This window comes from Luteibacter anthropi, from assembly GCF_023699965.1.
Taxonomy (GTDB): domain Bacteria; phylum Pseudomonadota; class Gammaproteobacteria; order Xanthomonadales; family Rhodanobacteraceae; genus Luteibacter; species Luteibacter anthropi.
Map to the genome: position 1 here is coordinate 4,491,644 of NZ_CP077072.1, position 26,296 is coordinate 4,517,939.

A 26,296-nucleotide genomic window follows, 5' to 3' on the forward strand; every position below is an offset into this window, starting at 1 on the left:
AAGTGATTCTCCCCGATCAAGCGCTATTCCTCGCCCGGTGGCAGTTTGCCTTTACCGTGTCGTTCCACATCATTTTCCCGGCCATCAGCATCGGCCTGGCGAGCTTTCTGGCCGTGCTCGAAGGGTTGTGGCTGAAGACGGGCAAGCCTGTCTACAAGCAACTGTTCTTCTTCTGGTCAAAGATCTTCGCTGTTGGATTCGCCATGGGCGTCGTATCCGGCGTGGTGATGAGTTACGAGTTCGGCACCAACTGGGCCGGATTCTCGGCGGTGGCCGGACCAGTCACGGGCCCCCTGCTTGCCTTCGAGGTCATGACGGCCTTTTTCCTGGAAGCCGGTTTCCTCGGCATCATGCTCTTCGGCTGGACACGAGTCGGGCCGCGCGCCCATTTCTTCGCCACGCTCATGGTCGCCACAGGCACGCTGATCTCCACGTTCTGGATACTTTCCTCGAACAGCTGGATGCAGACACCGCAGGGCTTCGAGCTGGTAAATGGCAAAGCCGTGCCGGTGGACTGGCTGAAGATCGTCTTCAATCCTTCGTTCCCGTACCGCCTGGTGCATATGGCGCTCGCCGCCTACATCGTCGCGGCGATGATCGTGGCGGGTTGCGCCGCATGGCACCTGCTACGCGGCCGCCGGGACCGCGCCATCCGCAAGTCGTTCTCCATGGCGCTGTGGATGCTGCTTCTCGTCGTGCCGCTTCAGATCGCGGCCGGCGATGCCCACGGCCTGAATACCCGGAAGTACCAGCCCGCCAAGATCGCTGCCATCGAAGGGCTTTGGGCAACAGAACGCGGTGGTACGTCCCTCAACCTGTTCGGCTGGCCGGACATGGCGCAGGAAACCACGCACTTCGCCCTGAAGGTGCCCCATCTGGGCAGCCTCATCCTCACGCATACCTGGGACGGCGAGATCCAGGGCCTGAAATCGTTCCCGAAAGAAGACCGGCCTTTTTCGCCCCTGGTCTTCTGGAGCTTCCGGCTCATGGTAGCGATGGGGCTCTTGATGCTGTTGATTGCGGTGCTCGGCCTGTGGCTCCGTCGCGGCAAGCGCCTGTACCACGCCGCATGGTTCCAGCGTCTGGTGCTTCTGTCGGCTCCGGCCGGCCTGGTCGCGCTGCTGGCCGGCTGGGTGACCACCGAGGCGGGACGACAGCCCTGGGTCGTCTACGGCGTATTGCGCACCAAGGATGCGGCATCGGCGGTTACCGTCAATCAGGTCGGCACCTCGTTGCTGACCTTCGTGGTGGTGTACTTCCTCGTATTCGGTACGGGGGGCTACTACATGCTGCGTCTCATGGCGAAGGGCCCCGAAACGCTCGATCACGAAGCCCATAGCGAAGAAGAAGGCACGGGTGCGGGACACGATCGTTTTGCGCACCGCCCGCTATCCCGTCCTACCGACGCCATCGACGAGTAAACCCCATGTCTATCGATCTGCCCATGGTCTGGGGCGCCATCATCGCTTTCGGTGTGTTTCTGTATGTGGTGCTCGATGGCTTCGACCTGGGCATCGGCCTGCTGTTTCCCCTCTTCAATCGTCAGGGAGAGCGGCAGGTCATGCTCAACACCGTCGCGCCGGTGTGGGACGGCAATGAAACCTGGCTGGTGCTGGGTGGTGCCTGTCTCTACGCCGTGTTTCCCGTGGCGTATGCCGTACTGCTATCGGCAACTTATCTTCCCGTCGTCGGGATGCTATGCGGCCTGATCTTTCGAGGGGTGGCCTTCGAGATTCGTGCCAAGGCCCGGCGCACGCAGCACCTTTGGGATATGGCCTTCATCGCGGGCTCTGCAGCCGCCACGTTCTTCCAGGGCGTGATTCTCGGCACCTTGCTGCAGGGTATTCCCATCGCGGACGGCAGATACGCGGGCGGCCCGTTTGACTGGGTCAATCCGTTCAGCCTGTTCACCGGCCTGGGCCTGCTGGTCACCTACGCCACGCTGGCGTGCGGGTGGCTGATCATGAAGACCGATGGCGAGCTTCACCGGCGAATGGCGTTGCTCATGCGCCCACTGGCCGCGCTGCTGGCAGCACTTATCGGGGCCATCAGTATCTGGACCGTCATCGGCCAGCCGGCCGTGGCCGCCCGCTGGTTCGCCCTTCCCAACCTGTTTTTCTTCATGCCGGTGCCCGCGCTGGTCCTCGCCACCGTCGCAGGCATCTTCATAAGCCTTCGCCGGGGAAGCGAGCGAGCGCCTTTCCTGCTCACCCTGGCCATCGTATTTCTGGGTTACACCGGCCTCATCGTCAGCATCTTCCCGAACCTGATTCCTCCTTCGCTGGACGTCTGGTCCGCTTCGGCACCAAGATCCAGCCAGGTGTTCACACTGATCGGTGCGGCCGTCATCATCCCGGTGATCCTGTCATACACCGCCCTTTCCTACTGGATCTTCCGTGGAAAGGTCCGGCACGACGACGCGGGGTATCACTGATGCCAACACCATCCAGATGGCGGCGAGCCCGATGGTTCATCGGGCTCTATGTGGCAGGCGTAGTGGCAGTCGGTGCGGTAGCTCTGCTTTTCAGACTGCTGATGCCCCGATGATCACCCCTGACGATTCCGTGGGCAGGTGTCTGCCCGGCATACGGCCTTGACGTTTCGCTAATGCCAAAAGACCGACGCTAACGCATCTATCCCGCCATGAAGGTCATGTCGCATGTTTCCGATCGAGATTTCCAGAAAAGCCATGGCGAAGACGAAGTGGCTGTTTTTCTGCATTCCGCTTTATTTAAGCGGGTGCGCCACGATAACCTCCCTCGATCCGATTCCCGGGCCCTTGCAGATCAAGACGGTGGATGCGCTCGGCGTTCATTCCTCGTCCGAGCTTACGTTTGTCGATGTGGAAAGCGACGCCCCCGGCAGCATACGTCCCCAGACACTGCACTATCGCGCCATCAAGAAGCGGGACGGGAGTGCTTTCGACTGTACGTCCCAGATGTTCCCCGGCATGGCGGGCGAAGAGGCGATATACACGCCGCCCAAATGCACTCCGGTGGACTCCGGAACGAGGCCCGGACGCTAAGCTGATCCTCTGGGCCCACCATCGATAGTGACTGAACGGCCCTGCTACGTGAAGCGGGTCTTCATGCGGGATGCACGTTCTGGCCCTGGTCTCGACCTGCAAAGTCGGTTCCACCTATCACAGAGGATCTTCCATGGATAAGAACCGCACCGAAGGCACCAAGCACGAGGTCAAGGGCGCCGTGAAGGAAGTCGTGGGCAAGGTTACGGGCAACAAGACCAAGGAAGTCGCGGGCAACCTCGAAAAGAACGCCGGAAAGGTCCAGAAAGAAGTAGGCAAGGCCGCCGACGAGGCACGCAAGGGTCGCTGACCCTTCGCCATCGCGGTCATGCAAGGGAGCGCCCATGGGGCGCTCCCTTGGTTTATCCGCCGCCGTCATCCTGTCAGGCATCCAGCCTCGACGCTTCCTGCACGGCGACGACCCGATTCTCCCGATTCTTCCACCAGGGCACTATTTTCGATGAGCACGCCTCCCACGCAAACCGCCCCCGTCACCGAGGGCCGTCCCTTTCCGCGCGGCGCCTGCTTCGATGGTGAGGGCACCAACTTCGCCCTGTTTTCCGCCCACGCTACCCGGGTCGAGCTTTGCCTGTTCGATGACGACGGCAAGGAGACCCGGATCGAACTTCCCGAGTACACCGACGAGATCTGGCATGGTTATCTGCCCGGTGTCCGGCCTGGACAGTTGTATGGCTATCGTGTCCATGGCCCGTATGAGCCGGAGCAAGGGCATCGGTTCAACCCCAACAAGCTCCTGATCGATCCGTATGCCCGGGAACTCGCCGGCGAGCTGACCTGGTGCGACGAGCTCTACGGTTACACGGTGGGCCATCCCGACAAGGACCTGAGCTTCGATGAGCGCGACAGCGCGCCTTTCGTCCCGAAGGCCGTGGTGGTCGACGAGGCGTACGACTGGGATGGTGACGAACGCCCGATGCTCCCCTGGGACGAGACCATCATCATGGAGACCCATGTCAGGGGCTACACGATGAAGCACCCCGACGTGTCCGATGCCCTGCGTGGCACGTGCGCGGGCCTGGCCTCGCCAGCTGTCCTGGAGCAGATCCGCGGCCTGGGCATCACGGCCGTGGAGCTGCTGCCCATGCATGCCTATCTGGACGACCGCCACCTGCTGGAGGCTGATCGCCGGAATTACTGGGGCTACAACACCCTCGGTTTTTTCGCGATCAAGCGCCGGTATCTGTCCAATGGGCATCGCGACGAGTTCCGTGACCTGGTCAAGGCCATGCACAAGGCTGGCCTGGAGGTGCTGCTGGATGTGGTCTACAACCACACGGCCGAAGGAAGCGAGCTGGGGCCCACCCTCTCGTTCCGAGGCATCGACAACCTGTCCTATTACCGCCTGGTCGAAGATCCCCGCTTCTACATCAACGACACCGGGACAGGAAACACGCTCAACGTAAGCCACCCGCGAGTGATCCAGATGGTGATGGATTCGCTGCGCTACTGGGTGTCGGACATGCATGTGGATGGCTTCCGGTTCGATCTGGCCACCATCCTCGGGCGCGAGCCCACCGGCTTCGACCAGCGTGGCGGAATTCTCGATGCCGTTGCACAAGATCCCTTGCTGGCAAGCGTCAAGATGATCGCCGAGCCATGGGACTGCGGCCCGGGCGGCTATCAGGTGGGACACTTCCCTCCCGGCTGGGCCGAATGGAACGACCGTTTCCGTGACGATGTCCGTGCCTTCTGGAAAGGCGACGAGGGCAAGCTTCCCGACGTCGGCAAGCGGCTTACCGGATCGGCCGATTTCTTCGACAAGCGAGGTCGCCGGCCCTGGGCCAGCGTCAACTTCATCACGGCGCACGATGGTTTCACGCTGCACGACCTGGTGAGTTACGACGGCAAACACAACGAAGCCAACGGCGAAGACAATCGCGATGGTTCGGACAACAACCATTCGTGGAACTGCGGTGTCGAGGGTGATACCGATGACGCGGGCATTCTCGCCCTGCGCGAGCGACAGATGCGCAACCTGCTGGCCACGTTGTTCCTTTCCAAGGGAACGCCCATGCTGCTGGCTGGCGACGAACGTGCGCAGACGCAAGGCGGCAACAACAACACCTATGGCCAGGATAGCGATATTGCATGGATCGACTGGCAGCGCGATCCCACCGAAGGGCGACTGAGCGAATTTGTCCGTGAACTGGTCGCCTTGAGAAAAGCATTTCCCCTCCTGCGCAGGGGCCGGTTTCTGGACGGCAGGTATGAACAGGAGACAGGCATTCGCGACCTGGTCTGGCTCGCGCCTGACGGACAGGAGGCGACCGAAGCGCACTGGACCGACCCGGGCGCCCGCTCGATAGCCGTGATCATGGAGGGGCGTGCCCAGCAAAGCGGTGTGCGCCGCCAGGGAAGCGATGCAAGCCTCCTGCTGCTCGTGAATGCATGGTCCGAAGGTGTGGCCTTCCGGCTACCTGAAGGTGACTTCGCCGCCTCCTGGTCGGTCGTACTGTCGTCGGCACCCGAGCTGGAAAAGGGTGTAACGGCGGAAAAGGGTGGTGAATTCATCTGCCCTCCCCGGTCCATCGTGGTCATGACCAATGGCCTGTCGTGACTTCAAGCATAAGAAGGATGCGACAACCCCGACTACGCTGCGGAGAACCTGAGTAAAGGCCTGAATCGTCGGGCCGAGCGACGTCATGAGCGTCCAGGGGCGGGAGGCTTTCATGCAGATACGCCACAGAACCTGTGGGCTTGTTGCGCTGCTCATCGCGTCTTCGACATCGATAGCAGCGCAGGACGCGCCGATGACAAAACCCCACGTCATCGACGATAGTCGATACACACAGGCGCAGCAGCGTATCCAGATAGAGCCGGGCCGGAGCTTGAACCTTTTCTGCACGGGCTCAGGGTCACCTACGGTCATCTTCGATGCTGGCCTGGGTGACGAAACCAGCACGTGGGGCCTGGTTCAGCCGGAAATATCACGGCTGACACGCACGTGCTCCTACGATCGGGCAGGCATCGGTTTCAGCGACCCTGCATCGCGACCCAGTACCAGCGCAAACATCGTCGACGATTTGCATAAGCTTCTGGCCAAGGCTGATGTCCGTGGCCCCTATGTATTGGTAGGTCACTCCTATGGTGGCCTCAACATGCTTCTTTTCGCGAGCCGCTATCCTTCCGACGTGGTGGGCATGGTGTCGGTGGACCCGGCCAATGAACTTCAGGCCACGGCCATGCGCCAGGCTTTCAGGAATTACGACAAGGACGTTCTCGCCCCCTTCATTGCCCAGCACGAAGCCTGCATAAAGCAGGCAGAGACAGGGTTCGACAAGGAATCCGAGCTTTACCGGAAGTGCATCGGCAAGACCGATCCTGCCATGTCGAGCGCGATCAATGCAGTGCATGACATACAACACGCCCGGCCCGCCTACCAGAAGGCCGTTACTTCCGAGCTGAAAAGTGTCCGGGGCGGCGCCAGCGAGGATCAGGTCCGCGCTGCACACCGCACCTTCGGTGACATGCCCATCATCGTTCTCACCCGGACCATGGGCAACGATGCCAATATCCCACTGGGGCCAAACGAGACGAAGGAATCACGGGACACCCTGCGACGCAACTGGATCGACATGCACGAGGAACTCGCATCGCGGTCCACCCGGGGACAGAATCGCAATATCGCCAATACCGGGCATTACATCCAGCTCGACCAACCCGGTGCCGTCATTACCGCCATCAAGGACGTACTGAGGCAGGCGTCGTCGGATATCGACCTTGACGGGCATCTCAGCGCTCCAGTCCGAATCCCTCGTCGATCCATCCGGTGATGCCACCAATCATCTCCTTAACCGGCCTTCCCAGCCTGGCAAGCTTTATCGCCGCCTTGTTGGCACCGTTGCAGTGCGGCCCGGCGCAGTAAACGACGAACAGGGTGTCAGCGGGATATTCCGCCATGCGTTGTTCCGTCACCGTATGAGCGGGCAGATTGATGGCGCCGGGTACATGACCTGCCGCATAGAGTGTCGGCGTGCGTACATCGAGCAGGACAAAATCCCTGGCTTCGCGGTTCGTTGCATACCAGACATCGGCGCAATCGGTCTCGAATCCCAGGCGGGCCTCGAAATGGGCCAGGGCATCCTGGCTGGCGGCGGCGGGGAAACGTTGAACGACGGTACTCATCGGCAGGCTCCTGCAGGAAGGTGATACCAGTGTCGGCACTGGCGCCACCTGGGTGTTACTGGCAAGAATGACTCCCACCATGAAGAATCCGCCAAAACGCCGCCGCTCGATCCCCGGACCACCCAACCGGAACGTGGCCGCCCTCGTGTACGACGGGCTATGCGCCTTCGAATTCGGCATCGCCGTGGAAATGTTCGGCCTGGCGCGCCCCGAGCTGCCGGACTGGTACAACTTCGAAGTGTGTGCCGTAGACCAGGGGCCCATGCGCGCCGCCAGCGGCCTGCAGGTCACGGCGGAGGCAGGGCTCGACCGGCTGAAGAACGCCGGCACCATCATCGTCCCGGGCTGGCGTGGCATGGACGCCATCCCGCCTACCCCACTGCTCCAGGCGCTGCGAAACGCCCACGATCGTGGAGCCCGCCTGTTGTCATACTGCTCGGGTGTGTTCGTGCTTGCGGCAAGCGGGTTGCTTGATGGCCTTCGCGCAACCACCCATTGGCGGTATGCCGATGCCCTTGCACAACGCTATCCATCCATCCGCGTCGAGCCTGACGTGCTCTATGTCGACGAAGGCCAGCTGTTGACTTCGGCGGGGAGCGCCGCAGCGCTTGATCTGTCCCTGCACCTGATCCGGCGAGACTACGGCCCCGATGTCGCCAACTCCGTGGCCCGGCGTGCCGTCGTACCCGCCCACCGTGACGGGGGGCAGGCTCAGTTCATCCAGACACCCGTACCGATGCATGGGGACGGGCTGAGCAAGTTGCTCGGCTGGATGCGCAAGCATCTTGATGAAACTCTTACCATCTCTGTACTTGCCGATCGCGCTCATATGAGCGAGCGCACGCTGCTTCGCCGCTTTGAAGAGGCCACGGGTTGTTCACCCAAGCAATGGATTACACAGGAACGCCTGAGCCGGGCCCGCCAGTTATTGGAAGGTGGCGACCTGAGCGTCGATCAGATAGCTCAGGCGTGTGGTTTTGGTAGTGCCGATACGCTCCGACATCATTTTCGACAGCATATGCAGCTGAGCCCGGCACGCTATCGGGAGCGATTCGGGGTGTTTCATGGTGCGTAGGTAGAGGGATGTTGGTGCCGGGGTATTACGAAAGAACGGTCGCGCGCAGGCGCGCTCCTGCAAGGGCACAAAAAGAACCGGCCCCGTGAGGGGCCGGTTCTGGTTCGGGCGGTGATCGGGGATTACAGCGAAGCGCCGAAGGTCACCATGAACGCGCGCGGCTGCAGCAGGCCGTAGGTGGGCGAGCTGCTGTACAGCTTGCCTTCCGGGGTGGCGAGGAACTGCGACGAGCTGACGTACGAGAACGCCTTGTGGTCGGTGATGTTGCTTACGTTGAACTTGATGTAGGGGCTCTTCAGCCAGTCCCAGTTATTGAAGCGGTAACCCGCATCCAGGCTGAAATTGGTGAAGCCGCCGACACGCTCGGTATTCATGTAGTCGCCATAGAGCGAGCTGGTGACGCGCGCGCTCAGCGTGGCCCACAGATGGCTGCCGTCGTCGTAGGCCAGGCTGAGGTTGCCGATGTTGCGGGCGGTATCCGGCATGGTCTTGCCGTCGGTCGGATAGATGCCATCGCCGCTGCCGCCGTTGATATCGCCGACGATCTTGGCGCGGGTGTAGGTGTAGGAAGCGTACGCCGTCCAGTCCTTCGCCAGCTTGTAGCTCACCTCGCCGTTGAAACCATCCATGCTCATGCGATGGATCGACGTGTAGAAGGTGTAGCCGGTGGTCTCGTCGAACGCGCTTTCCTGCTTGTTGTTGTAGTTGCTGTGATAAACGTCGGCGCTGACCGAAAGCGCATCACCGTAGAAGCGGTAACCGATGTCGGTGTTCCAGGCCGTTTCCGGGGCATTGGCCTTCTGCTGGTTATCCAGCGTGTTGAGCAGGGCCACCGTATTGGGCGGTGCGCGGAAGGTCTTGCCGCTGCCGATGTAGAACTGGTTGCGGTCGTCAAGCTGGAACTTGATGCCGGCCGTGGGCAGGAGCTTGTTCCAGCTCTTGTCCACGTTGCTATAGTTCTGCTGCTTGGTAAGGGAGCCTGCCGTGGAACCCGGATACTCCCACACGTAGCCCGTGCGGTTTTCCCACAGGTAGCTCAGGCCGGCCGTGAAGGTCCACTGGTCGTTCGGGGTCCAGTTGTCGGTGACGAAACCCTTCTTGATTTCGGTCGTGGTGTATTCGTCATATACCTTCTGCGGCACGCCATTGGGGTACTCGATGAAGTTCGAATTGCCCCAGATGTCGCCCGGATTGCCCTGGCTATCCACAGAGCCATAAAGATCGGACTGGCTCTTGCGCGAGCGCTCGTACCAGAAGCCGTATTCCAGGCTGTTATCCAGGCCGAAGTCCTGGTTGAACTTGGCGATCACGCCCGGACGGAAGGTGGTGGCGGCTGAGTAGGAGTACACCACGCCGCTGGTGTTGTTGGTCACGCGGCCATCGCCATTGACGTCCTGGTTGGCGTAGCCGAAGCGATCCAGGGGCGAGGTGCTTTCGTTCACCGTCGCACCGGCGCCACCGCCGCCGCTGCCGTACCAGAAGTACGGAATCACGGACAGGCGCAGGCTGTCGGACAGCTTGAACTCGCCGTCCAGGCTGGCCAGGTAGCTGGAGAACGGATTGGTGCGCAGGCCGTAATAGAAGGTGTTGTTGCTGATGGCCGCCGGCGACGAGCCCGGCAGCCAGGTCGGGTTGTAATCGTAGTGGTAGCCGTTCTGGGCAACCTGGGCCTTGGTCAGCGAACGATAGTTGATGTTGTTTTCGCGGTTGTACTGCAGCGACGCGCTGATGGAGTTGTTGTCGTCGATGGTCCAGATCGACTTGCCCTCGACCTTGGTCACGTTCATGTCGCCCTGACCGCGCCACTTGTCGGCGCTGTTGTCGGAGTAGGAAATCCAGGAACGCACCGGGCCGGTATCGCCCGTGTTGAGGCGGATGAAGGTACGGCGGTAGTCATTGCTGCCGACGGTCTGGGTGAAGTCCACGCCCGCCTGGTGCGACGGGTCGATGGTGGCCCAGCCGATATGGCCGCCGCTGGCGCCCGAGTCCGGCATGTCCACATCGGGAATGCCCTGCAGCACGGTGATGTCGCCCATGTTCTCCGTGTCGCCGTACTCGGTGGCATACACCGAGTAGCTGCCCGTATCGGTGATGGGCGCGCCGTTGACGGTCATGCCGATGTCCGACGAGTCGAAGCCACGGATGCTGTAGTGGCCGTTGGCCAGGCCCGTGACGTCATCGGTGGCGGCATTCACGCCCGGGATGCTGCCGATCATCTGCGTGAAGTTTGCGCCCGGCGAAGCCTTCTGGATTGCATCACGGGTGATGGTCGACACGGCCTTCGGTGCCGTCTGCACCGACATCAGGCCGCCGGCCAGCGAAAGATTGTCGGCTTGCACGGTCACGGCATTCATCTGCTGGACGCGCTTGGTGTCGTTGGAGGTGGTGGTATTGGACGTGCTTGACGCACTCGAACGCTGAGCACCCGCATCCTTGTTGGTGGTCGACTGATTCGCCGGGTTGTTGGCGTCCTGCGCTACCGCAGAACCAGCGGTCATACAGAAAACGACGGCAATCGCCATATAAAGGTGGTTTCTTTTCATCTCTATCAATTCCACAGGAGCAAAGCGGGTGATCAGCCGCCTGCATGAAGCAGGCAGCGAGCAGTTTTGTGAATTCGGGTGTCGCGTTCGAAACGCTTTTCGATAACGCGAGAGTCAGTGCGCAATTACCTGATCAAAAACGCATTTAATTGACCGTCAACGCATGAGATTGCTATTTAACGTAAATTTACGCGTTTCCTCCGGGCGTAAAAAAAGCCCGACCAGTAAAGATCGAGCGAACTTATGAAAACCGCGAGTTATCGTTGAATCACGCAGTGGTTGCCGCGTGACAATACTCAACGGTTCAAGCGTTGCATAGATTTTTTACAAAAATGTTTCCGATCGATCACGAAGATGCCGCTGCGCGTGGCTTTTGCAGGGGACTTACATGCGTCGAGCTACCGATGAAAACGGCGACCCACGTCATCCAGGCTTTGCCTCACTTCATCTATCGCACTCCACGGGTCGCTCTTGAGTCGGGCAAGCCGCTTCGGCATGGAATGAATATCGAAATCACTTCCCGAGCGCAGCTTGCCCAGTTCATCCCAGCGAAGCGGTGTTGCAACCGGCGCTCCGGCACGAGCTCTCAAGGAGTACGACGCGATTGCCGTGGCGCCCCGACCATTCCTCAGGTAATCGATATAGATTTTTCCCTTGCGTAGCGACTTGGTCGCTGTCGCGACGAACTCCGTAGGCTGGGTGCCTGCCATGGCTTCGGCGAAGCCTCTGGCAAACAGCTTGACGGTATCCCAGTCCGAGGCCGGTTTCAGTGGAACGACAACATGCAGTCCCTTGCCACCCGAAGTGCGCACGAACGACACCAGGCCGAGTGCATCGAGCAGCGAACGCACCGTGCGGGCCGCCTCCACCACCCTTCCCCAGGCCACGCCATCGCCCGGATCCAGATCGAAGACGATGCGATCGGCCCGATCCGGATCGGCAATGTGCGCTCCCCAGGGATGGAATTCCACGGCACCGAACTGCACCAGCTCGATCAACCCCTCGGCATCCTGCGGATAGAGATATTCCGCGTGGCCGCCTTTCTTCTCGGCGATCCGGGTAAGCCCCGCGCGCTTCAGGCCTGAAAGTGCGTGCTTCTGGAAGAACGTGGCGCCATCGATACCATCGGGACAGCGCACGACAGAAAGTGGCCGATCCACGATGGGCGGCAGTATCCAATCCATCACTGCCCGGTAGTAATCGACCACCTGCTGCTTCGTGATGCCATCGTCGGGATACACAAGGCGCCCGGGATGCGTGATGGCGATCATGGGTGTGTCCTCCGCGGCATCGGTCGTTTGCAGGTCGTCGGGCGACTTGTCGAATCGCAGCGCCTTGAGGCTCGCCTGGCGAAGCAGGCCACCGCCGCTATAGCCACGGAAGAACACTTCGGCCACCACGGCAGGCTTGACCCACTGCTCACCCTGAAGCAGGGGATCGACGCCATCCAATGGAACCGGCGGCGTTTCATGTCCTTTCCTTGCGAAATCCCTGCCCAGCTCGCGCAATAGATCGTCGGAAAAGCCGGTGCCTACGCGTCCCACGTAGTTCCAGCGCTTTCCTTCTCCCGGTTTTGCCAGCAGCAACGAACCCAGCGCGAGACGGGAGCCTTTGGCACGCGTGAATCCGACCACGGCAAATTCGTCGCTTTCCAGTCGCTTGATCTTGAGCCAGTCATCACGGCCCCCCGGATCGTAGATTCCCTCAGCCCGCTTGGAAATGATGCCTTCCAGTTGGTGAGCGATGGCTTGGTCGAAGACCGCAGGCCCATCGCCGGCATGATGGCTGCTATACCTGAGCTGCGCTGGCGCATGTTCGAGCACCCGTTCCAGGAGCGCCTTGCGCTGGATCAGGGGAACATATGCGAGATCCTTCCCCAGCAGATAGGGCATATCGAACATCACATAGGCTAGCGGTGCCTGGCCTTCCCCGGCGAGAGTCTTCTGAAGAGCATTGAAGTCGCTTCGGCCCTTCGCGTCGAATGCCACCAGCTCACCGTCGAACCGTGCGCTGGACAAACCAAGGGCCTCGATGGCCTGGACGATCTCCGGCACGCGCTCATTCCAGAAAAGGCCGTTGCGTGACCAGACGGCGACACGACCGTCGACCACCGTGGCTGTCAGGCGATATCCATCCCACTTCACCTCGTGAATCCAGCCATCGCCTTGCGGAGGTGCATCCCGCAGGCGGGTCAGTTGCGGCGCCAGGAACCGGGCCGATGGCGCAGCATCCCTGGCGCCGTCGAGCACGTCCAGTTCCCTGGCCAGCGCATTCCATGAACCCTGCTTTCGAGGCAGCCTGGATGTCTTTGTGCTTCTGCGAACGGCCTCCCTGCCCTTCCCGGCACGCTTCGTGCTCGCCCGCATCCTGCCATCGAGCAGGTCATCGGCCTCAAGGTCGCTGGCAAAAGCATCATCGGCCTTGATCAGGAACCAGGCGGGCTGGCGTTCGCGTTTACTGCTGCGGACGAGGTGCCAGCCGCCTTTGAGTCGCTCACCAAACAGCTCGAAGGTCAGGTGCCCCTTCGCGAGCTGGGCTTCGACATCGCCGGGCGAAGTCCAGACGCCTTTGTCGAAGATATCGACATGCCCCTTGCCGTAGCCCTCATCGATATCGCCTTCGAAGTCGGCATAGGGCACCGGGTGGTCTTCCACTTCCACGGCCAGGCGTTTCACGGCAGGGTCGAAGCTTGGCCCCTTGGGCACCGCCCAGCTTTTAAGCGCGTCGCCCAACTGCAAGCGAAAATCGAAATGACGCGTCGATGCATGATGCAGCTGGACGACGAAGATCGCCCTGTGACCGCGACCACCAGCACGGTCTGGCCCAGGTTCATTCGTGCGGTCGAAGTCACGCTTGCGACGGTATTCGTGCAGGCTCATGCGTGTGCCTCATTCGTCGCTAGGACGACACCCGGCTCTTGCGCTTCGCCGTTTTCGCCGGTGATGCCCGTCCCGGACTCCGACGTGACCTCGTGGCTTTTCCCGAAGTGGTCTTCTTCGGGCTGCTGCCCGTCTTTCCACCCAGGCTCTTCTGAAGCAGCGCCATGAAATCGACCACGTTGGTCGCGGCATTCCCGGGCAATGCCGCCTCTTCCTCCTTCTCCACCACGCCGCCCCGGGTCTTGATCCGTTTATCGATGACCTTGCGCAGCCGATCCCTGAAATCATCCCGATAGCTACCCGGCTTCCAGTCTTCCGCCATCGACTCAACCAGCTTCTGTGCCATGTCCATTTCCTTGGTGGAAATTCGATAGGCAGCGGGCTTCTTGTCCGGGATGGCGTATTCCTCCGGATCGACCAGCTCCTGTTCGTAGCGCAACAGGATGAGTACCAGCGCATTGTCCTTTGGCACCACGGCGGACAGGTATTCGCGCGTGCGGATCACCACCCGGGCGATGCCGATCTTGCCGGTCTTTTTCAGGGTTTCGCGAAACAGGACATAGCCCTTTTCGGCCTTCTTGCCGGGCACGAGGTAGTACGGCTTCTCGAAATATTCGGGGCCAATGGCATCCTGGTCCACGAACGCCTCGACTTCGACCGCTTCCTTGCCCTCGGAAGACGCCGAACGAAGATCCTCGGGCTTCAGTACGACGTAGCTGCCTTTCTTGTACTCGAAGGCCTTGACGATGTCCTTCCAGGGCACTTCCTCACCCGTCTCCGCGTTGACCCGCTCATAGCGGATAGGCGTCTTGCTGCGGCTGTCGAGCATCCGGAAATGCAAGTCGACGGATCGTTCGCCGGGCAACAGCGAGACGGGCACATTGAGTAGCCCGAACGAGAGCGTTCCGGTCCAGATGGGACGGGCCATGTCGTTCCTCCCAGGCAGCGGATCTGCCATGGCAAGGACGCAGCGTAGGGGTGCCTACGTGGGCAGTTTGTCCACGCAAGGTCAACGTAGCCGCGGGAAGGGCCAGAACGAGAGGCGACCGCCAAAGGCCGCCCCTCGTCGCGCAGGCCAGATGTAACTTACGCCAGCATGCGCACCTTGGCTTCCCGGGCGAAGAATCGCGTCTTCGCACCATTCACGAAGGCATCGATCGCACTGGATGCAAAGACGCCATCATCCGGCTTGACCCCGGCTGCTTCCAGCAAGCGGCGACCACCCGCATCGACCACCATGGCCTTCAGATGTCCGAACGCATCGCGCATGAAGTCGATCGCGGCGGATTCATTCTCCAGTTCCGCTACGCCATCGGCCGAAAGAATCACGGCCACGGCGTCGAAAACGATGGAAGGCGTGCCTGCCAACTGGCCATCGGCAGCAAGTTTCTTGCCGTCGGACAGCTTTGCCCCACCCAGTTTCGGCGCCACGATCTTCACCACAGCACCCGCCGCCTCCGCTGCCTTCCTGACCTTGTTCACGGCGGCGCCATCGGAACCGTCACTCACCAGGATCCCCACGACACGCCCCTCCAGCGTTTTCTTCATCTTGCCGATGATCTGCAAGGCCGGTGACGGCGGCATGTCGACAGGCGGCACCTTCGCCGCGGGCGCCGGAGGCAGGCTGTCCAGGGCCAGGCCATCGGCCACTCGGCGTGCCAGTGCTTCGTCAACGTGGCGAAGGTGGCCTACCACGGCTTCACGGACATGAGGCGTCTCGACCTTGGACAGTTCGAAGACCAGCGCCGAGGCCATATGCGCCTGTTCGAAGGCGGTCTGGCTACGGAAGAACAGCCGGGCCTGGCTGTAGTGATCGGCAAAGCTCTCCGGACGAATACGACTGCGGCTCCCTTCCTCCCTGGCCGGGAAGCTGCGGAAGCCACGCTTTGCATCTTCACGGGAGGAATCCGCCTGGAGGGAGCTGGGCTCGTAGGCGACCCGCCCCTTCGGAACATCCCGCTGCATATGACCATCGCGCTGGTGATTCGCAAAGGGGCACTTGGGTGCATTGATCGGCAACTGGGCGAAATTGGGAGAACCCAGGCGGGAAAGCTGGGTATCCAGGTACGAGAACAACCTGCCCTGCAACAGCGGATCGTTGCTGAAATCGATGCCGGGAACGATATGCGAGGGGCAGAACGCCACCTGCTCGGTTTCCGCGAAGAAATTATCCGGCCAGCGATCAAGCACCATGCGGCCGATGACTTTCAGGGGCACTAGTTCTTCGGGAATGAGCTTCGTCGCGTCCAGATGGTCGAAGGGGAAGCGTTCGGCCTCTTCTTCTGTGAACAACTGCACGCCCAGTTCCCATTCCGGGTGATTGCCGCCTTGAATGGCTTCGAAAAGATCCCGGCGATGAAAGTCAGGGTCGGCACCTGCCAGCTTCACCGCCTCGTCCCACACCGTGGACTGAAGCCCCAGCTTCGGCCGCCAGTGGAACTTCACGAAGGTGCTCTTGCCCTCTGCATTCACCAGCCGGAACGTATGGACACCGAAGCCTTCCATCATCCGTAACGAACGGGGAATCGTCCGGTCCGACATGGCCCACATGATCATGTGAATGGATTCGGGTGTAAGGGAGATGAAGTCCCAGAAGGTGTCATGGGCCGTGGCGGCCTGGGGGAACCCACGATCGGGCTCGATCTTTACCGCATGGACCAGATCGGGAAACTTGATGGCGTCCTGGATGAAGAACACGGGAATGTTGTTGCCAACGAGATCCCAGTTGCCTTCCCGGGTATAGAACTTCACGGCAAAGCCACGCACGTCGCGCGGGGTATCCACCGAACCCGCGCCGCCCGCCACGGTCGAAAAACGAACGAACACCGGCGTTTTCTCACCAACCTCGGTCAGGATGCTCGCCGATGTGTGTTTCTTCAGGGATCGGGTCAGTTCGAAGAATCCGTGTGCCGCTGAGCCCCTCGCATGCACGATCCGCTCCGGAATCCGCTCATGGTCGAAGTGGGTAATCTTTTCACGGAGCACGAAATCTTCCAGCAGCACCGGGCCCCGCTCCCCCACCTTCAGGGAGTTCTGGTTATCGCTGATGATGCCGCCTTCATTGGTGGTTAGCGGCTCGTGCTTCCCACCGGCTTGCTGGTGAAGCTCGTCACCGTCGCCCCGTGGGTCGCTTGAGGTTTTCGGAGCGGACTTACCCAGCCCCTTCGCTGGCGCTGGCGTGGCTTTCTTGACCATGGCGAACCTCTGCTTGGTAGACCCCGGGACCATGCGCTGGACGGCGTCAATACCCTGTGCAACCTGTGCAGATTTCATGTTCCCTTACGATAATCGCCATGAAACGGTCCATGCCGCCATCACATCCAGCTCGTCGATGGCTCCAACGCCATGGCGTTGGGACTCATGCCGAAATTGCACATTCAAATCAGGGGCATCGTCTTTTTTGCCTGCCACACTGTGATTCGCCCGATAAGCGCGTGGGGACGCGCACGGGTAGTCATCGCATCAGGGATGCAGCGCCAGCCGATGAGCATCAACCCGCAGGCCAAGGGATCCCGGCACCTTTTCGCTCGCCCTTGATTCGTAATTTCATGCGATTCGAGGCCAGTCAGTCGTATTCCAGAGGGGACGTTGCGCGTGAATGAGGACTCATCGACCAGATCCTGGTCCGCCTGGCTTACTTCACTGGTCCTGGTGGCCTTGTGGGCACTGGTCTCATGGACCAACCTTTTTCCACCCTCAGCTTTCCCCTCTCCCTGGTCGGTTGCCCGCGGATTCATGGAGGAGGTCACCACGGGCCGGCTGTTCACCGATCTCATTGCTTCGCTGTTTCGCGTCATATCGGGATTCACCCTGGCCGTCGCACTGGGCATACCCGCCGGACTCTGGCTCGGTGCCAGGGTGCGCGTGCGCAGCGCACTGTTACCGATAGTGAATTTCTTTCGCAGCCTGTCGCCGCTGGCCTGGATTCCCTTCGCGATTCTCTGGTTTGGCATCGGCGATGCCCCGGCTGTGTTTCTCATCTTCATGACAACGTTCTTCCCCATGGTGCTCACCGCGGCCGCCGCGGTGGCGAACGTGCCCTCGCTCTATCTGAAGGTCGGCAATGACGTCGGATTCTCGCAGCGGGAAATGTTCTGGGCCCTGATCCTGCCCGCCGTCGCGCCCCAGCTGATTACCGCCTTGCGCATCACGGCGGGCCTGGCCTGGGTCATCGTCGTCGCGGCGGAAATGATCGTAGGGCGCGATGGCCTGGGTTTCGCGATCTGGGATGCACGCAATGGCCTTCGAATGGACCTGCTGGTATCCGGCATGATCGTTATCGGCGCCATCGGTACCCTGCTGGATGTTCTTCTTCGTCAGCTTGCCCGCCACCCGGGCGTGAGGTGGGCATATGACCGATAAATCGATTGATGCGCGGATAGGCTCTCATGCCTTCGGCAACATAGAAGTATTGCGCCATATCCAGCTGGAGGTATCGCCCAACGAGATCGTGGCTATCGTCGGCCCCTCGGGCTGCGGAAAGACGACCTTGCTCAATCTGCTCTCCGGCACGCTGAACCCTTCGAACGGCACGATATCCAGGGAAGGACCCACCCGGACCGTCTATCAACAGGATGGCCTGCTTCCATGGCTGACGATGGCCGGCAACATCGATCTGGGTCTGCGGCACCTGACCGACAGCAAGGCAAGATCCTCCGCGCTCGAAGAAGCATTGGCCATGATTGGCCTGGAAACCTTTCGCGATCACTACCCTTACCAGGTGTCGGGTGGCATGCGTCAGCGGGCCGAGCTTGCTCGCGCCCTCGTAAGTCAGGCGCGCATCCTGCTGCTGGACGAACCCTTTTCAGCGCTGGACTACATGACACGGCTGCACATGCGACATGAGTTCGTCCGCCTGATGCAGAACATGCCGCGCACCGTTCTGCTCGTTACCCATGACGTCGAGGAAGCGGTCGAACTGGCCGACCGGGTGCTGGTTCTCACCCGGCGCCCCACGACGATCCTGGATGAACTCCGGATGCGAAGCCCTCGACCGCGCCATGTTACCGACCCGGAAGTGGTCGCCACCGTTGGCCGGTTGCTGTCCCTGCTCAACCTCGAAACCCCGTTCACGGCAACGGGTCCGCACGCGGACCATGCGGACCGTATCCCCATCGCCCTCTCATAGCCCAGGACATCAACATGGCCGCTCGTTATGCCACCCGCTGGCTTGCCGGGGTCGTCATCGTCATCGGTACGCTCGCGGTCATGCGATATGAACCATGGCATGCCTGGGCCGCCGAATCCGATAGCGAGCACCTTGAACGCGTTCGCGAACAACTCACGGTCGGGTTCCTTCCGGTGACATGCCACCTCACCTGCCCTGTCACCGACTACGCATCGCGAAAGAGCAAGGAGTTTCGTTACGACGCCCAGCGTTTCAACGACTTTCCCACCGTCGCCGAAAGCATGAAAAGTGGTCGCCTGGAGGCCACGTTCATGACCGTGCCCCTGGCCATGAAACTTCGCGAACAGGGATTGCCGGTGAAGATCGTCTACCTGGGGCATCGCGATGGCTCCACCGTGATGGTTCGACCTGACCTCAGTATCCGTGGACTTGAGGATCTGAAGGGACGTCGCTTTGCAATTCCCAGCAAGTACAGCAATCAGTTTCTCGTGATACGGAAACTCATGGTCGATCGCGGTATCGATCCGGCGTCGATCGATTTCGTCGAACTGCCTCCGCCCGACATGCCAGGTGCGCTGGCGGCAAAGGCCATTGATGCATATTTCGTTGGCGAGCCCTTCCCCGCCAAGGCAGAGCTCAGTGGCGAGGGCCGCATCCTTTACCACGTGAAGGATATCTGGCCAGGCTTCATCTCGTGTGCACTGGTGGTGCACGAGCGCCTTATCCACGAACGACCCAACGTCGTCGCCAACCTGGTGAGAAGCATTGCCGAGAGCGGCGAATGGGCGGAAACCCACCGCCTGGAAGCCGCCCATGTCGCATCACCCTATTTCCGGCAGGACGAAGCCATCGTTCGCCACGTACTTACCAGCCCACCCGGGCGCGTGAGTTACCGGATGCTTTCTCCTTCGGATGCCGATCTGCAACTGATCCAGGACATGGCACTGGAAACAGGCATGCTGGACAAACCCGTTCCGCTCTCAGAACTGCTCGATCGCCGCTTTATCCCCAGGGATATCGCACAGCGGGATATCGTTCCGGAGCTGGCCCGCAACCAGACGCCTGCAGCGGACTAGCCGGGACCGATGGCCACGCTCGTCTGCTGGCGTGCGCGATAAGAGCGCCTGTCTCGCGCCAGCATGAGCGTACAGGCGCAGCTTGCCAGCACCGAAATGGCGACGAGTGCACCGAGCCTGACGTTCGCGGGCACCTGTGAAAACACGAGCACCCCGAATCCCGCACCCACCACGATACTGTCGATGATGATGGCTGGGCCGACCGCACGTCGTGCGCTTGCCACGGGATCGGCCACGCCACGGCGGAGCTCGCGATCCGCGTATTCCAGAAGATGCAGCGGGAAATCGATACCGATTCCCAGCGTGATGGAAATGAACATGGACGTGGCGACGCCCACCGGGATGCCCAGCCACCCCATCGTGCCCAGCACCGCCAGGCAAGCGACCGTCACGGGTAGTACGGCGAAGCATGCCGCGGATACACGACGTAAGATGACAAGAAGGAAAACAAACAACGCGAGGATTCCAGATCCCACGGAAACCAGCTGGCTCCGCACGTTGGCGGCGATGGTTGCCTGACTGACCGCTACATCGCCACCGAAACGTATCTTTCCTCCCATAGGGGCCAGCAACGTACCTGCCAGCTCGCCGGCATGCGTCATGATGGTGGCGGTCTGGCGATAATTGGCATCCTTGAGATAGATGGTAAGCAGGCCGCGCTGCCTTTCTTCGTCGACCACTTCACTGCGACGGTCCGCACCGCGCCCGACGCCCATCTGGTGCCACAGGCGCTGTATGCCGCGACGGTCGTCGCGAACGACGTCGCTTCCTTCGGCGCGACCATTCATGAGATAGCGCACGCCTGAAAGCTGACCATATGGACCCGTAACCCCTCCCACGCCCGCAGTGACTCGCAAGGCATCTTCCATCCTGCCGATGGCCTGGATGACCCCGGGATCGTGCAGGGCCTGCGTATGCCCGGGGAAGTCCAGCTCCACCTGAAGCAGATGGGTGCCCAGCATGGACCGGTTGACGCGCTCCATACTCTGGTGGAAGGCACTCGCCCGGGAAAAACCGCTTATCCAGCCATCCTGGACCTGGAGCCGGAGTACACCCAGCGCGAGCACGAGACCAACGGCCAGTGTCCACAGGGGCGCCATGCGGGCATGGGTACACCGGTCGATCCAGCCCATCGCCCCTTCCATGTACACCGCGGGAAGACGGCGATCGAGGTGTCGGACGCCCAGCGCACGATAGAGCGCAGGCGTCACAAGAAGAGACCACGCCAATGAAAACAATGTACCCAGGGTGGCCCACACGCCGAACGAAACCACGGGCGGCAGATCGGAAAGCACAAACGAGGCAAAGCCGATGGCCGTCGTCAGTACCGTGATCGCCACTGGCCGCTGCACGTGAGACATCACTGCCAGGGCCAGTTCGGCATCACCTGCCGGCCGACACCCGGGAATGTCTCTCTGCAACGCGACGAGCATGTGCACTTCGCTGGCGACACCCATCGTGCAGAGGATCACGGGGAGTACGGCGGTGGTGATATACAACGGCGTCCCCGACCACCCCATGAGCCCGAACGTCAGCAGGAGGCAGGCACCCACCTGGGCGAAAACGACGGCAATGGCGCCGGCACGCCGGAACGCGAGCCACAGTATCCATACAAGCAGAGCGCCGCATACCGGCAGTTGCCGGGCCAGATCGGTGAGCAGGTGATTGCCAAGCTGGCTTTCGGCAACCGGCGCACCCACGATGTGCAAGTGATCGTGCCCCGTGTCCATGGACGCAACAATCGCCCGGATCCTGTCGTAGAAACTATCCCGGTCGGCACCCCGGGGAACCTGTACGACAATGCTCGCCCCCGAATAGTCGGGGGCCACGAGCGTTCCCTTGAGGATGGGCGTTGCCTCGATATCCTCACGCAGTTCCTGCATGGCGGCGACGGTGTCGGGCACTGTCGAAAGATAAGGCGACAGGTCCATCGAGGCGACGCGATCGCGCGACTCGGTGGCAAGGCTCTTGACGTCACGACGAGTAATATCCGGCTCGTCGAGCACGGCCAGCGTGATTTTCCTGACCAATGCCAGTGATGCCGTATTCAGAATTCCTTCCGGCCCGGGGCTCTCCACGAATATGACGATGGCATCCGCCTGGGAGAAACGCTCCTTGATCTGGGCATCGATGGCGACGGCCGGATCATCCGGTGGGACAAGGGCATGACCGTCAAGGCGAAGGTCCAAACGCCACAGCCCAGGTAACGCCATGAGCAAAATCAGCCCCGCGGCCAGAAGAACGACCCGGTACCGTTCAATGCCGAACCGCACCGGCGCGTAGACCGTTCCGGAAGCGCCGGATGCGGACTCCCGTGTCACAGACGCCTCAGTTCATCTGCACGGGCTTGAACACCTGGATACGCCCGTTCATGCCGTCGGTCACGAAAAGGCGGCCGCTGGAATCGAAGGCAAGATCTTCGGGAAAGTTGAACTCCCCGTTGCCAGGCCCCTGCTTCCCGAATGTGCCCATGGAGCGGCCATCCGGAGCAAAGGCCTGCAGGCGGTGATTGCGGCGGTCGACCACCCACAGGTTACCCTTTGCATCGAGTGCAATGCCCTTCGGCTCGGCAAAATGACCCGGCTCCTTGCCAACCGACCCGATTGAGGAGAGATACTTCCCCTGTGCATCGAACACCTGGATACGATTGTTCCCGCTATCGGCTACATAGACATGCCCGGCGCGGTCAATGGCAAGGTAAGTCGGCATGAACAGCATGCCATTTCCGTTACCTTGCCTGCCCCAGGTGGCAAGAAATTTCCCTTTCGCATCGAACTTCTGGATACGATGATTGAGCGTATCCGCCACCAGGATGTTTCCATCACCATCGACGGCGACACCGGTCGGCATGTCGAACTGCCCGTTACCCGTTCCGTGGGAACCGAACTGCATCACAGGAAGGCCAGGCCTCTCCAGAAAGGTCGTGGTACCGATCGCCGTTTTCTGGATGCGATGATTGGCGGAATCCGCCACGATGATATTGCCTTCCGGGTCGACCGCCACGCCACGCGGCTCGTGGAACTGTCCCGCATCCTTGCCGGCCTCGCCCCACTTGTCGATAAACATCATGTCCCATGTATACGAGCGGAGCATGTCCCTGCCCCCATCGGCCACGACGATTAGCGTGCGGTTGATACTCTTGCGATCGTAGGCTGCGATACCACGCACGGCCCGGAACTGTCCGGTGCCCGTTCCGGGCTGCCCCCAGCCGTAAAGGTATTCCAGAATCGGTTTGTCCGCCGCCACGGCCACGACAGGAACCGCCATGGCGAACGCCATGCCTGCAACGAGCCACGGAAGGAATCGGATCGCCTTTTTACGCATCGCACGTACAGGACCTGCCATGTCGTTGCCTCCATCGTTATGGGATGCCGGATTAATGAGTCGGATTACCTTCGATGACCGTCTGCTTCAGCACGCGTTTCAGGCCTTCGATGCCCGAACGTGTCACGCGCGTATAGGAAAGGCCGAGCCACTGGAGCCGGGTCCAGCCCTCGAATGTACGCAGTCCTTCATCGCTCACCTTCGTATAAGTGAGGTTGAGTCGCCGCAATCCGGTCAACGGCGCAAGGTGACGGACACCTGCGTCAGTCACCGCCACGGAATGCACGTCGAGCGACGACAGGCCGCAGATCTGCGCCACTTCGGCAAGCCCCTGGTCCGTGACGTTTGCGCCCAGCCTGACCTTGTATAGCCCGGCAACCTCCTTCAGCGCGGCCAGCCCGGTATCCCCACCCTGCCAGCGCCCGTCCGTGCTTATCATCAGCTTACCGGGGCCATCTGACTCGTCGCGATACTCGATGGATGCACCCTGCGTCCGCAGGGCAGCCAGTGCCGCGTCGCTGCGCCCGGAAGAAACCTCTGCACATCCGCGGGCCTGCGCGACCACGGCGGGCAGCAGGCACGGCATCAGGACAATCCATCGCCATAGCTTCATCGCGCCCCCACTTACTCGTTACCGCGCATGGCGATGTCCGCCACGCAACCGCTTACGTGTCCGTCGCAATCGGACGACGAACCGGCACGATTACCCGTAATCTCCGTTTCGGTCACCCGGGCCTCGCCAAAGGCATAAAGACCACCGCCGGCATCTACCGCATCGTTATCCACGATGCGCGACTTGCGAATATCCAGGGTGCCGTAATTCATGATGCCCCCGCCGCGCTCACCGGCCTTGTTTCCGATGAGGGTGGCCTGCACGATCGTCGTGTCGCCCAGCAACCAGAGCGCACCGCCGCTGGCATCGGCCTGGTTTCCCTCGAACACGGTACGCTCGATGCGCGAATATCCTTTTCCGAACTGTGTATGGGTCTGGATGGCTCCGCCGACGCCACCCGTACCGCCGACCCTTCCCTGGGCAAGTGCGGAATTTCTCCGGAAAACCGAATCCTCTACGAGCAACGTGCCGTCGCTGCGAATGGCGCCACCATCATCACCGGAGTGGTTATCTTCCAGGGTGCAGCCGATCACGCTGAGCGAGCCCATGTTCCAGACAGCCGCCCCGTCGAAACCAAGCCCCGTCGCACCGCCCCGAAGCGTGAGATTGCGCAGTGTAAGATTCCCTCCGGGAAGGACGCGCAGCAGGCGGAATGCCGGCTGACCTGCAGCCCGGGCACGCTCCAGGATCGCTCCATGTCCGTCGATCTCGACGCGCGTCGCCACCGCGGGGAGCCCGTTTCCTCCTTCGGCGTCGTGATCCGGCTGCTCCAGCGTGTAGATCGATTTGGCCGCAAGGTGAATGACGTGGCGCCCCTGACGGGCATTCGCGGCAGCCATCGCTTCGGCAGGCGAGCAATAGCTTCGCCTGGCTGCATCCGCGCGGCACCCTTTATGGGGAGGGCCGACACGAAACTCATCCGCGAGCACGCCGGTCGCCATGCCGGCACATGCGCCCGCTGCCAGAAGGCACGCAGCAAAACGACCAAGACAGGTGATGCTTTTCATCCGTGGCCCCAGGTACCCGTGTCGAATTTCACCGGCATGCCGCCACGCCGGTGCTTCATGGCGCGTGACTCAGCGCAATGCCCTGGTATGGACTTCTCCACCACAGGGGACAGCCTTCATCGGGAACGACTCCGACTTGCTGCCATCCAGCTTTTCGATACGTGCCGTCAGGAGACCCTTGCCCGCGTCAAACGCGTAGAGGATGCGCTGTGGAAAATCGTTGGCGGCGTTCTCGAACACCACCTCGGTGGCCGAGGCTTTCACCAGCTTGAACGAGGCGGCACTCTTTGCATTGGGCAGAGGCCGGTATTCGACCCCATCGGGCGTCTGGACAAGGCGAATGAACTCGAAGAAGTCGGTTTTCCCCTTGCTTACGACCTGGCTGTTGCCGAGCATGGACCCGGCTTGCGGTGCCGTATAGGTTTCGCGAATGTTCGCGCCTCCTGCCTCCCCTTGCCAGCATCCGGCCAGGAACGCCGCGTTATCGATCGTGAATGTTCCACCGGCTGCAGCATGGCCGCTGGTCGACAGCGCCAGGCAGGCTGCCGCTATCCATTTCGCGGACCGGGCCGCCTTTTCCGAACCGATAGGCACACTATGTCTCCTTGTCCGGGCATCCCGCAGGAGGGATCGCCGTTACTGCCAAAAGGCGGACGTGGCACAAGGCCACGCCCGCCACCTGAAACATCCCGGCGATTTACCGATCGACCGGCGTTGCGGCCGTACGAGCTGCCTGGATGGTCTCGATGCCCTTGTCGAACACCGATTTTTCGATCTGTGACATGTCCTCACAGGTGCCGTCGGAGAATTCGACGCCCCCGGCCTGGCCGACCGCCTTCCTGGCGGAGGCACTGGTCAATGAATCGACCGGAACGGTAAACGGCTTGGAAAAAGCCACGCTGATATTGCGCGGCGGGATCTCGAACACATTCTTGGCGAAAGCCACGCCAGGCCGGTTCTTGGCGACCAGCTTGTTGCCGATGTAGATGTCGTAGATCGCGTTGTAGACGATCATGGCGGGGTAATCGGCTTTCTCGGTCAGGGAAATCACCAGGCTCTTGGGCTGTACAGGAACGTCGGAGAGCTTGAAGAACACATCGGAATCGAGATAGTTGCTATGGCCGATCAACTCCCATTGGGCGATGGTGAATTCCACCTGCCGATGCCCCAGTCCATTCGTACGAGGCGCTTCGCGCTCCAGACGCATGAATGCCGTGAGCTTGAGGATCTCCACCGGCTCGGCCTTGCCTGCGGCGTATAGCGGGATGGTGATGATCGATTGCTCGTATTCCGTGCCTCCCTTGGCCGGATAGCGATTCGCATCGGGACGCTGTACGTCCACTGCCGCCGTTGCGACGGGGAGGGCCAGCATGCAGGCCAGGGCAAAAGCACCTTTCAGGAACGCTTGGTTCATCGTGGCATCTCCGGTCATGGAGGTTGCAGACAGTGGCGAGTGTGGCTGCAGCCTAGCCATGCCTGC

At 61.2% G+C, this 26,296-nt stretch carries 22 protein-coding genes; 11 read left to right on the forward strand and 11 right to left on the reverse strand.

Features of this window, described 5'->3' with window-relative positions; translation table 11 throughout:
* Nucleotides 1-2 precede the first annotated feature (2 nt).
* The 7 genes from KR767_RS18960 (at nucleotide 3) to KR767_RS18985 (ending at nucleotide 6,819) form a co-directional block, all read left to right on the forward strand.
* Nucleotides 3-1,421, forward strand: a complete 1,419-nt coding sequence (locus KR767_RS18960; RefSeq protein ID WP_425602708.1) for a cytochrome ubiquinol oxidase subunit I — start codon at nucleotides 3-5, stop codon at nucleotides 1,419-1,421.
* A 5-nt stretch (nucleotides 1,422-1,426) separates the two neighbouring features.
* The gene (cydB, locus tag KR767_RS18965; RefSeq protein WP_250877433.1) at nucleotides 1,427-2,434 is read left to right on the forward strand and encodes a cytochrome d ubiquinol oxidase subunit II; all 1,008 of its coding nucleotides are present in this window, start codon (nucleotides 1,427-1,429) and stop codon (nucleotides 2,432-2,434) included.
* Nucleotides 2,434-2,547 (forward strand): DUF2474 family protein, encoded by a 114-nt coding sequence (locus tag KR767_RS21475; protein WP_425602709.1) that lies wholly within the window; start codon nucleotides 2,434-2,436, stop codon nucleotides 2,545-2,547. The genes cydB and KR767_RS21475 overlap by 1 nt, the downstream gene beginning before the upstream one ends.
* A 112-nt stretch (nucleotides 2,548-2,659) precedes the next feature.
* Entirely contained in the window at nucleotides 2,660-3,025 is a 366-nt protein-coding gene (locus KR767_RS18970; RefSeq protein ID WP_166949211.1) for a hypothetical protein, read from the forward strand.
* A gap of 133 nt (nucleotides 3,026-3,158) precedes the next feature.
* Nucleotides 3,159-3,335 (forward strand): CsbD family protein, encoded by a 177-nt coding sequence (locus KR767_RS18975; RefSeq protein ID WP_166949210.1) that lies wholly within the window; start codon nucleotides 3,159-3,161, stop codon nucleotides 3,333-3,335.
* Between the two features lie 150 nt (nucleotides 3,336-3,485).
* Nucleotides 3,486-5,603: a glycogen debranching protein GlgX gene (gene glgX / locus KR767_RS18980; RefSeq protein WP_250877434.1), complete on the forward strand. Its 2,118-nt coding sequence runs from the start codon at nucleotides 3,486-3,488 to the stop codon at nucleotides 5,601-5,603.
* A 112-nt stretch (nucleotides 5,604-5,715) separates the two neighbouring features.
* A complete protein-coding gene (locus KR767_RS18985; protein WP_250877435.1) occupies nucleotides 5,716-6,819 on the forward strand; it encodes an alpha/beta fold hydrolase in 1,104 nt (367 codons plus the stop codon).
* Here KR767_RS18985 and KR767_RS18990 read toward each other — a convergent pair.
* Nucleotides 6,779-7,171, reverse strand: a complete 393-nt coding sequence (locus KR767_RS18990) for a rhodanese-like domain-containing protein (protein ID WP_166949204.1) — start codon at nucleotides 7,169-7,171, stop codon at nucleotides 6,779-6,781. The genes KR767_RS18985 and KR767_RS18990 overlap by 41 nt on opposite strands.
* A gap of 79 nt (nucleotides 7,172-7,250) precedes the next feature.
* Between KR767_RS18990 and ftrA the strand changes: the two genes are divergently transcribed.
* A complete protein-coding gene (ftrA, locus tag KR767_RS18995) occupies nucleotides 7,251-8,246 on the forward strand; it encodes a transcriptional regulator FtrA (RefSeq protein WP_250877436.1) in 996 nt (331 codons plus the stop codon).
* Nucleotides 8,247-8,368: 122 nt separating this feature from the next.
* On the opposite strand, the gene KR767_RS19000 is transcribed toward ftrA, so the two are convergent.
* From KR767_RS19000 to KR767_RS19015, 4 genes are all read right to left on the reverse strand, one after another.
* A complete protein-coding gene (locus KR767_RS19000) occupies nucleotides 8,369-10,789 on the reverse strand; it encodes a TonB-dependent receptor (protein WP_166949200.1) in 2,421 nt (806 codons plus the stop codon).
* A gap of 398 nt (nucleotides 10,790-11,187) precedes the next feature.
* A complete protein-coding gene (gene ligD, locus KR767_RS19005) occupies nucleotides 11,188-13,668 on the reverse strand; it encodes a DNA ligase D (RefSeq protein WP_250877437.1) in 2,481 nt (826 codons plus the stop codon).
* Between the two features lie 19 nt (nucleotides 13,669-13,687).
* Nucleotides 13,688-14,596: a non-homologous end joining protein Ku gene (ku, locus tag KR767_RS19010; RefSeq protein WP_250877438.1), complete on the reverse strand. Its 909-nt coding sequence runs from the start codon at nucleotides 14,594-14,596 to the stop codon at nucleotides 13,688-13,690.
* A 158-nt stretch (nucleotides 14,597-14,754) separates the two neighbouring features.
* On the reverse strand, nucleotides 14,755-16,863 hold the full coding sequence (locus tag KR767_RS19015; protein WP_250877439.1) for a catalase: 2,109 nt from the start codon (nucleotides 16,861-16,863) through the stop codon (nucleotides 14,755-14,757).
* 540 nt (nucleotides 16,864-17,403) lie between these two features.
* Between KR767_RS19015 and KR767_RS19020 the strand changes: the two genes are divergently transcribed.
* The 3 genes from KR767_RS19020 to KR767_RS19030 are packed head-to-tail and all read left to right on the forward strand — an operon-like array spanning nucleotide 17,404 to nucleotide 19,872.
* Nucleotides 17,404-18,030 carry an ABC transporter permease gene (locus KR767_RS19020; RefSeq protein WP_166949192.1) on the forward strand — a complete coding sequence of 209 codons (627 nt, stop codon included), beginning with the start codon at nucleotides 17,404-17,406 and terminating at the stop codon, nucleotides 18,028-18,030.
* Nucleotides 18,020-18,796 carry an ABC transporter ATP-binding protein gene (locus tag KR767_RS19025; RefSeq protein ID WP_166949190.1) on the forward strand — a complete coding sequence of 259 codons (777 nt, stop codon included), beginning with the start codon at nucleotides 18,020-18,022 and terminating at the stop codon, nucleotides 18,794-18,796. The genes KR767_RS19020 and KR767_RS19025 overlap by 11 nt, the downstream gene beginning before the upstream one ends.
* Nucleotides 18,797-18,810: 14 nt before the next feature.
* The gene (locus KR767_RS19030) at nucleotides 18,811-19,872 is read left to right on the forward strand and encodes an ABC transporter substrate-binding protein (RefSeq protein WP_166949188.1); all 1,062 of its coding nucleotides are present in this window, start codon (nucleotides 18,811-18,813) and stop codon (nucleotides 19,870-19,872) included.
* On the opposite strand, the gene KR767_RS19035 is transcribed toward KR767_RS19030, so the two are convergent.
* The 6 genes from KR767_RS19035 to KR767_RS19060 form a co-directional block, all read right to left on the reverse strand.
* Nucleotides 19,869-22,061 (reverse strand): efflux RND transporter permease subunit, encoded by a 2,193-nt coding sequence (locus tag KR767_RS19035; RefSeq protein ID WP_250877440.1) that lies wholly within the window; start codon nucleotides 22,059-22,061, stop codon nucleotides 19,869-19,871. The genes KR767_RS19030 and KR767_RS19035 overlap by 4 nt on opposite strands.
* 139 nt (nucleotides 22,062-22,200) lie before the next feature.
* Entirely contained in the window at nucleotides 22,201-23,217 is a 1,017-nt protein-coding gene (locus KR767_RS19040; RefSeq protein WP_250877441.1) for a 6-bladed beta-propeller, read from the reverse strand.
* Between the two features lie 31 nt (nucleotides 23,218-23,248).
* Nucleotides 23,249-23,782 (reverse strand): leucine-rich repeat domain-containing protein, encoded by a 534-nt coding sequence (locus KR767_RS19045; protein WP_250877442.1) that lies wholly within the window; start codon nucleotides 23,780-23,782, stop codon nucleotides 23,249-23,251.
* A 38-nt stretch (nucleotides 23,783-23,820) separates the two neighbouring features.
* Nucleotides 23,821-24,816, reverse strand: coding sequence for a hypothetical protein (locus tag KR767_RS19050; RefSeq protein ID WP_250877443.1), 996 nt, complete (start codon nucleotides 24,814-24,816; stop codon nucleotides 23,821-23,823).
* Between the two features lie 69 nt (nucleotides 24,817-24,885).
* A complete protein-coding gene (locus tag KR767_RS19055; protein WP_166949178.1) occupies nucleotides 24,886-25,410 on the reverse strand; it encodes a DUF6265 family protein in 525 nt (174 codons plus the stop codon).
* 103 nt (nucleotides 25,411-25,513) lie between these two features.
* Complete coding sequence (locus KR767_RS19060; protein WP_166949176.1) at nucleotides 25,514-26,230, reverse strand: hypothetical protein; 717 nt, start codon at nucleotides 26,228-26,230, stop codon at nucleotides 25,514-25,516.
* Nucleotides 26,231-26,296: the final 66 nt, after the last annotated feature.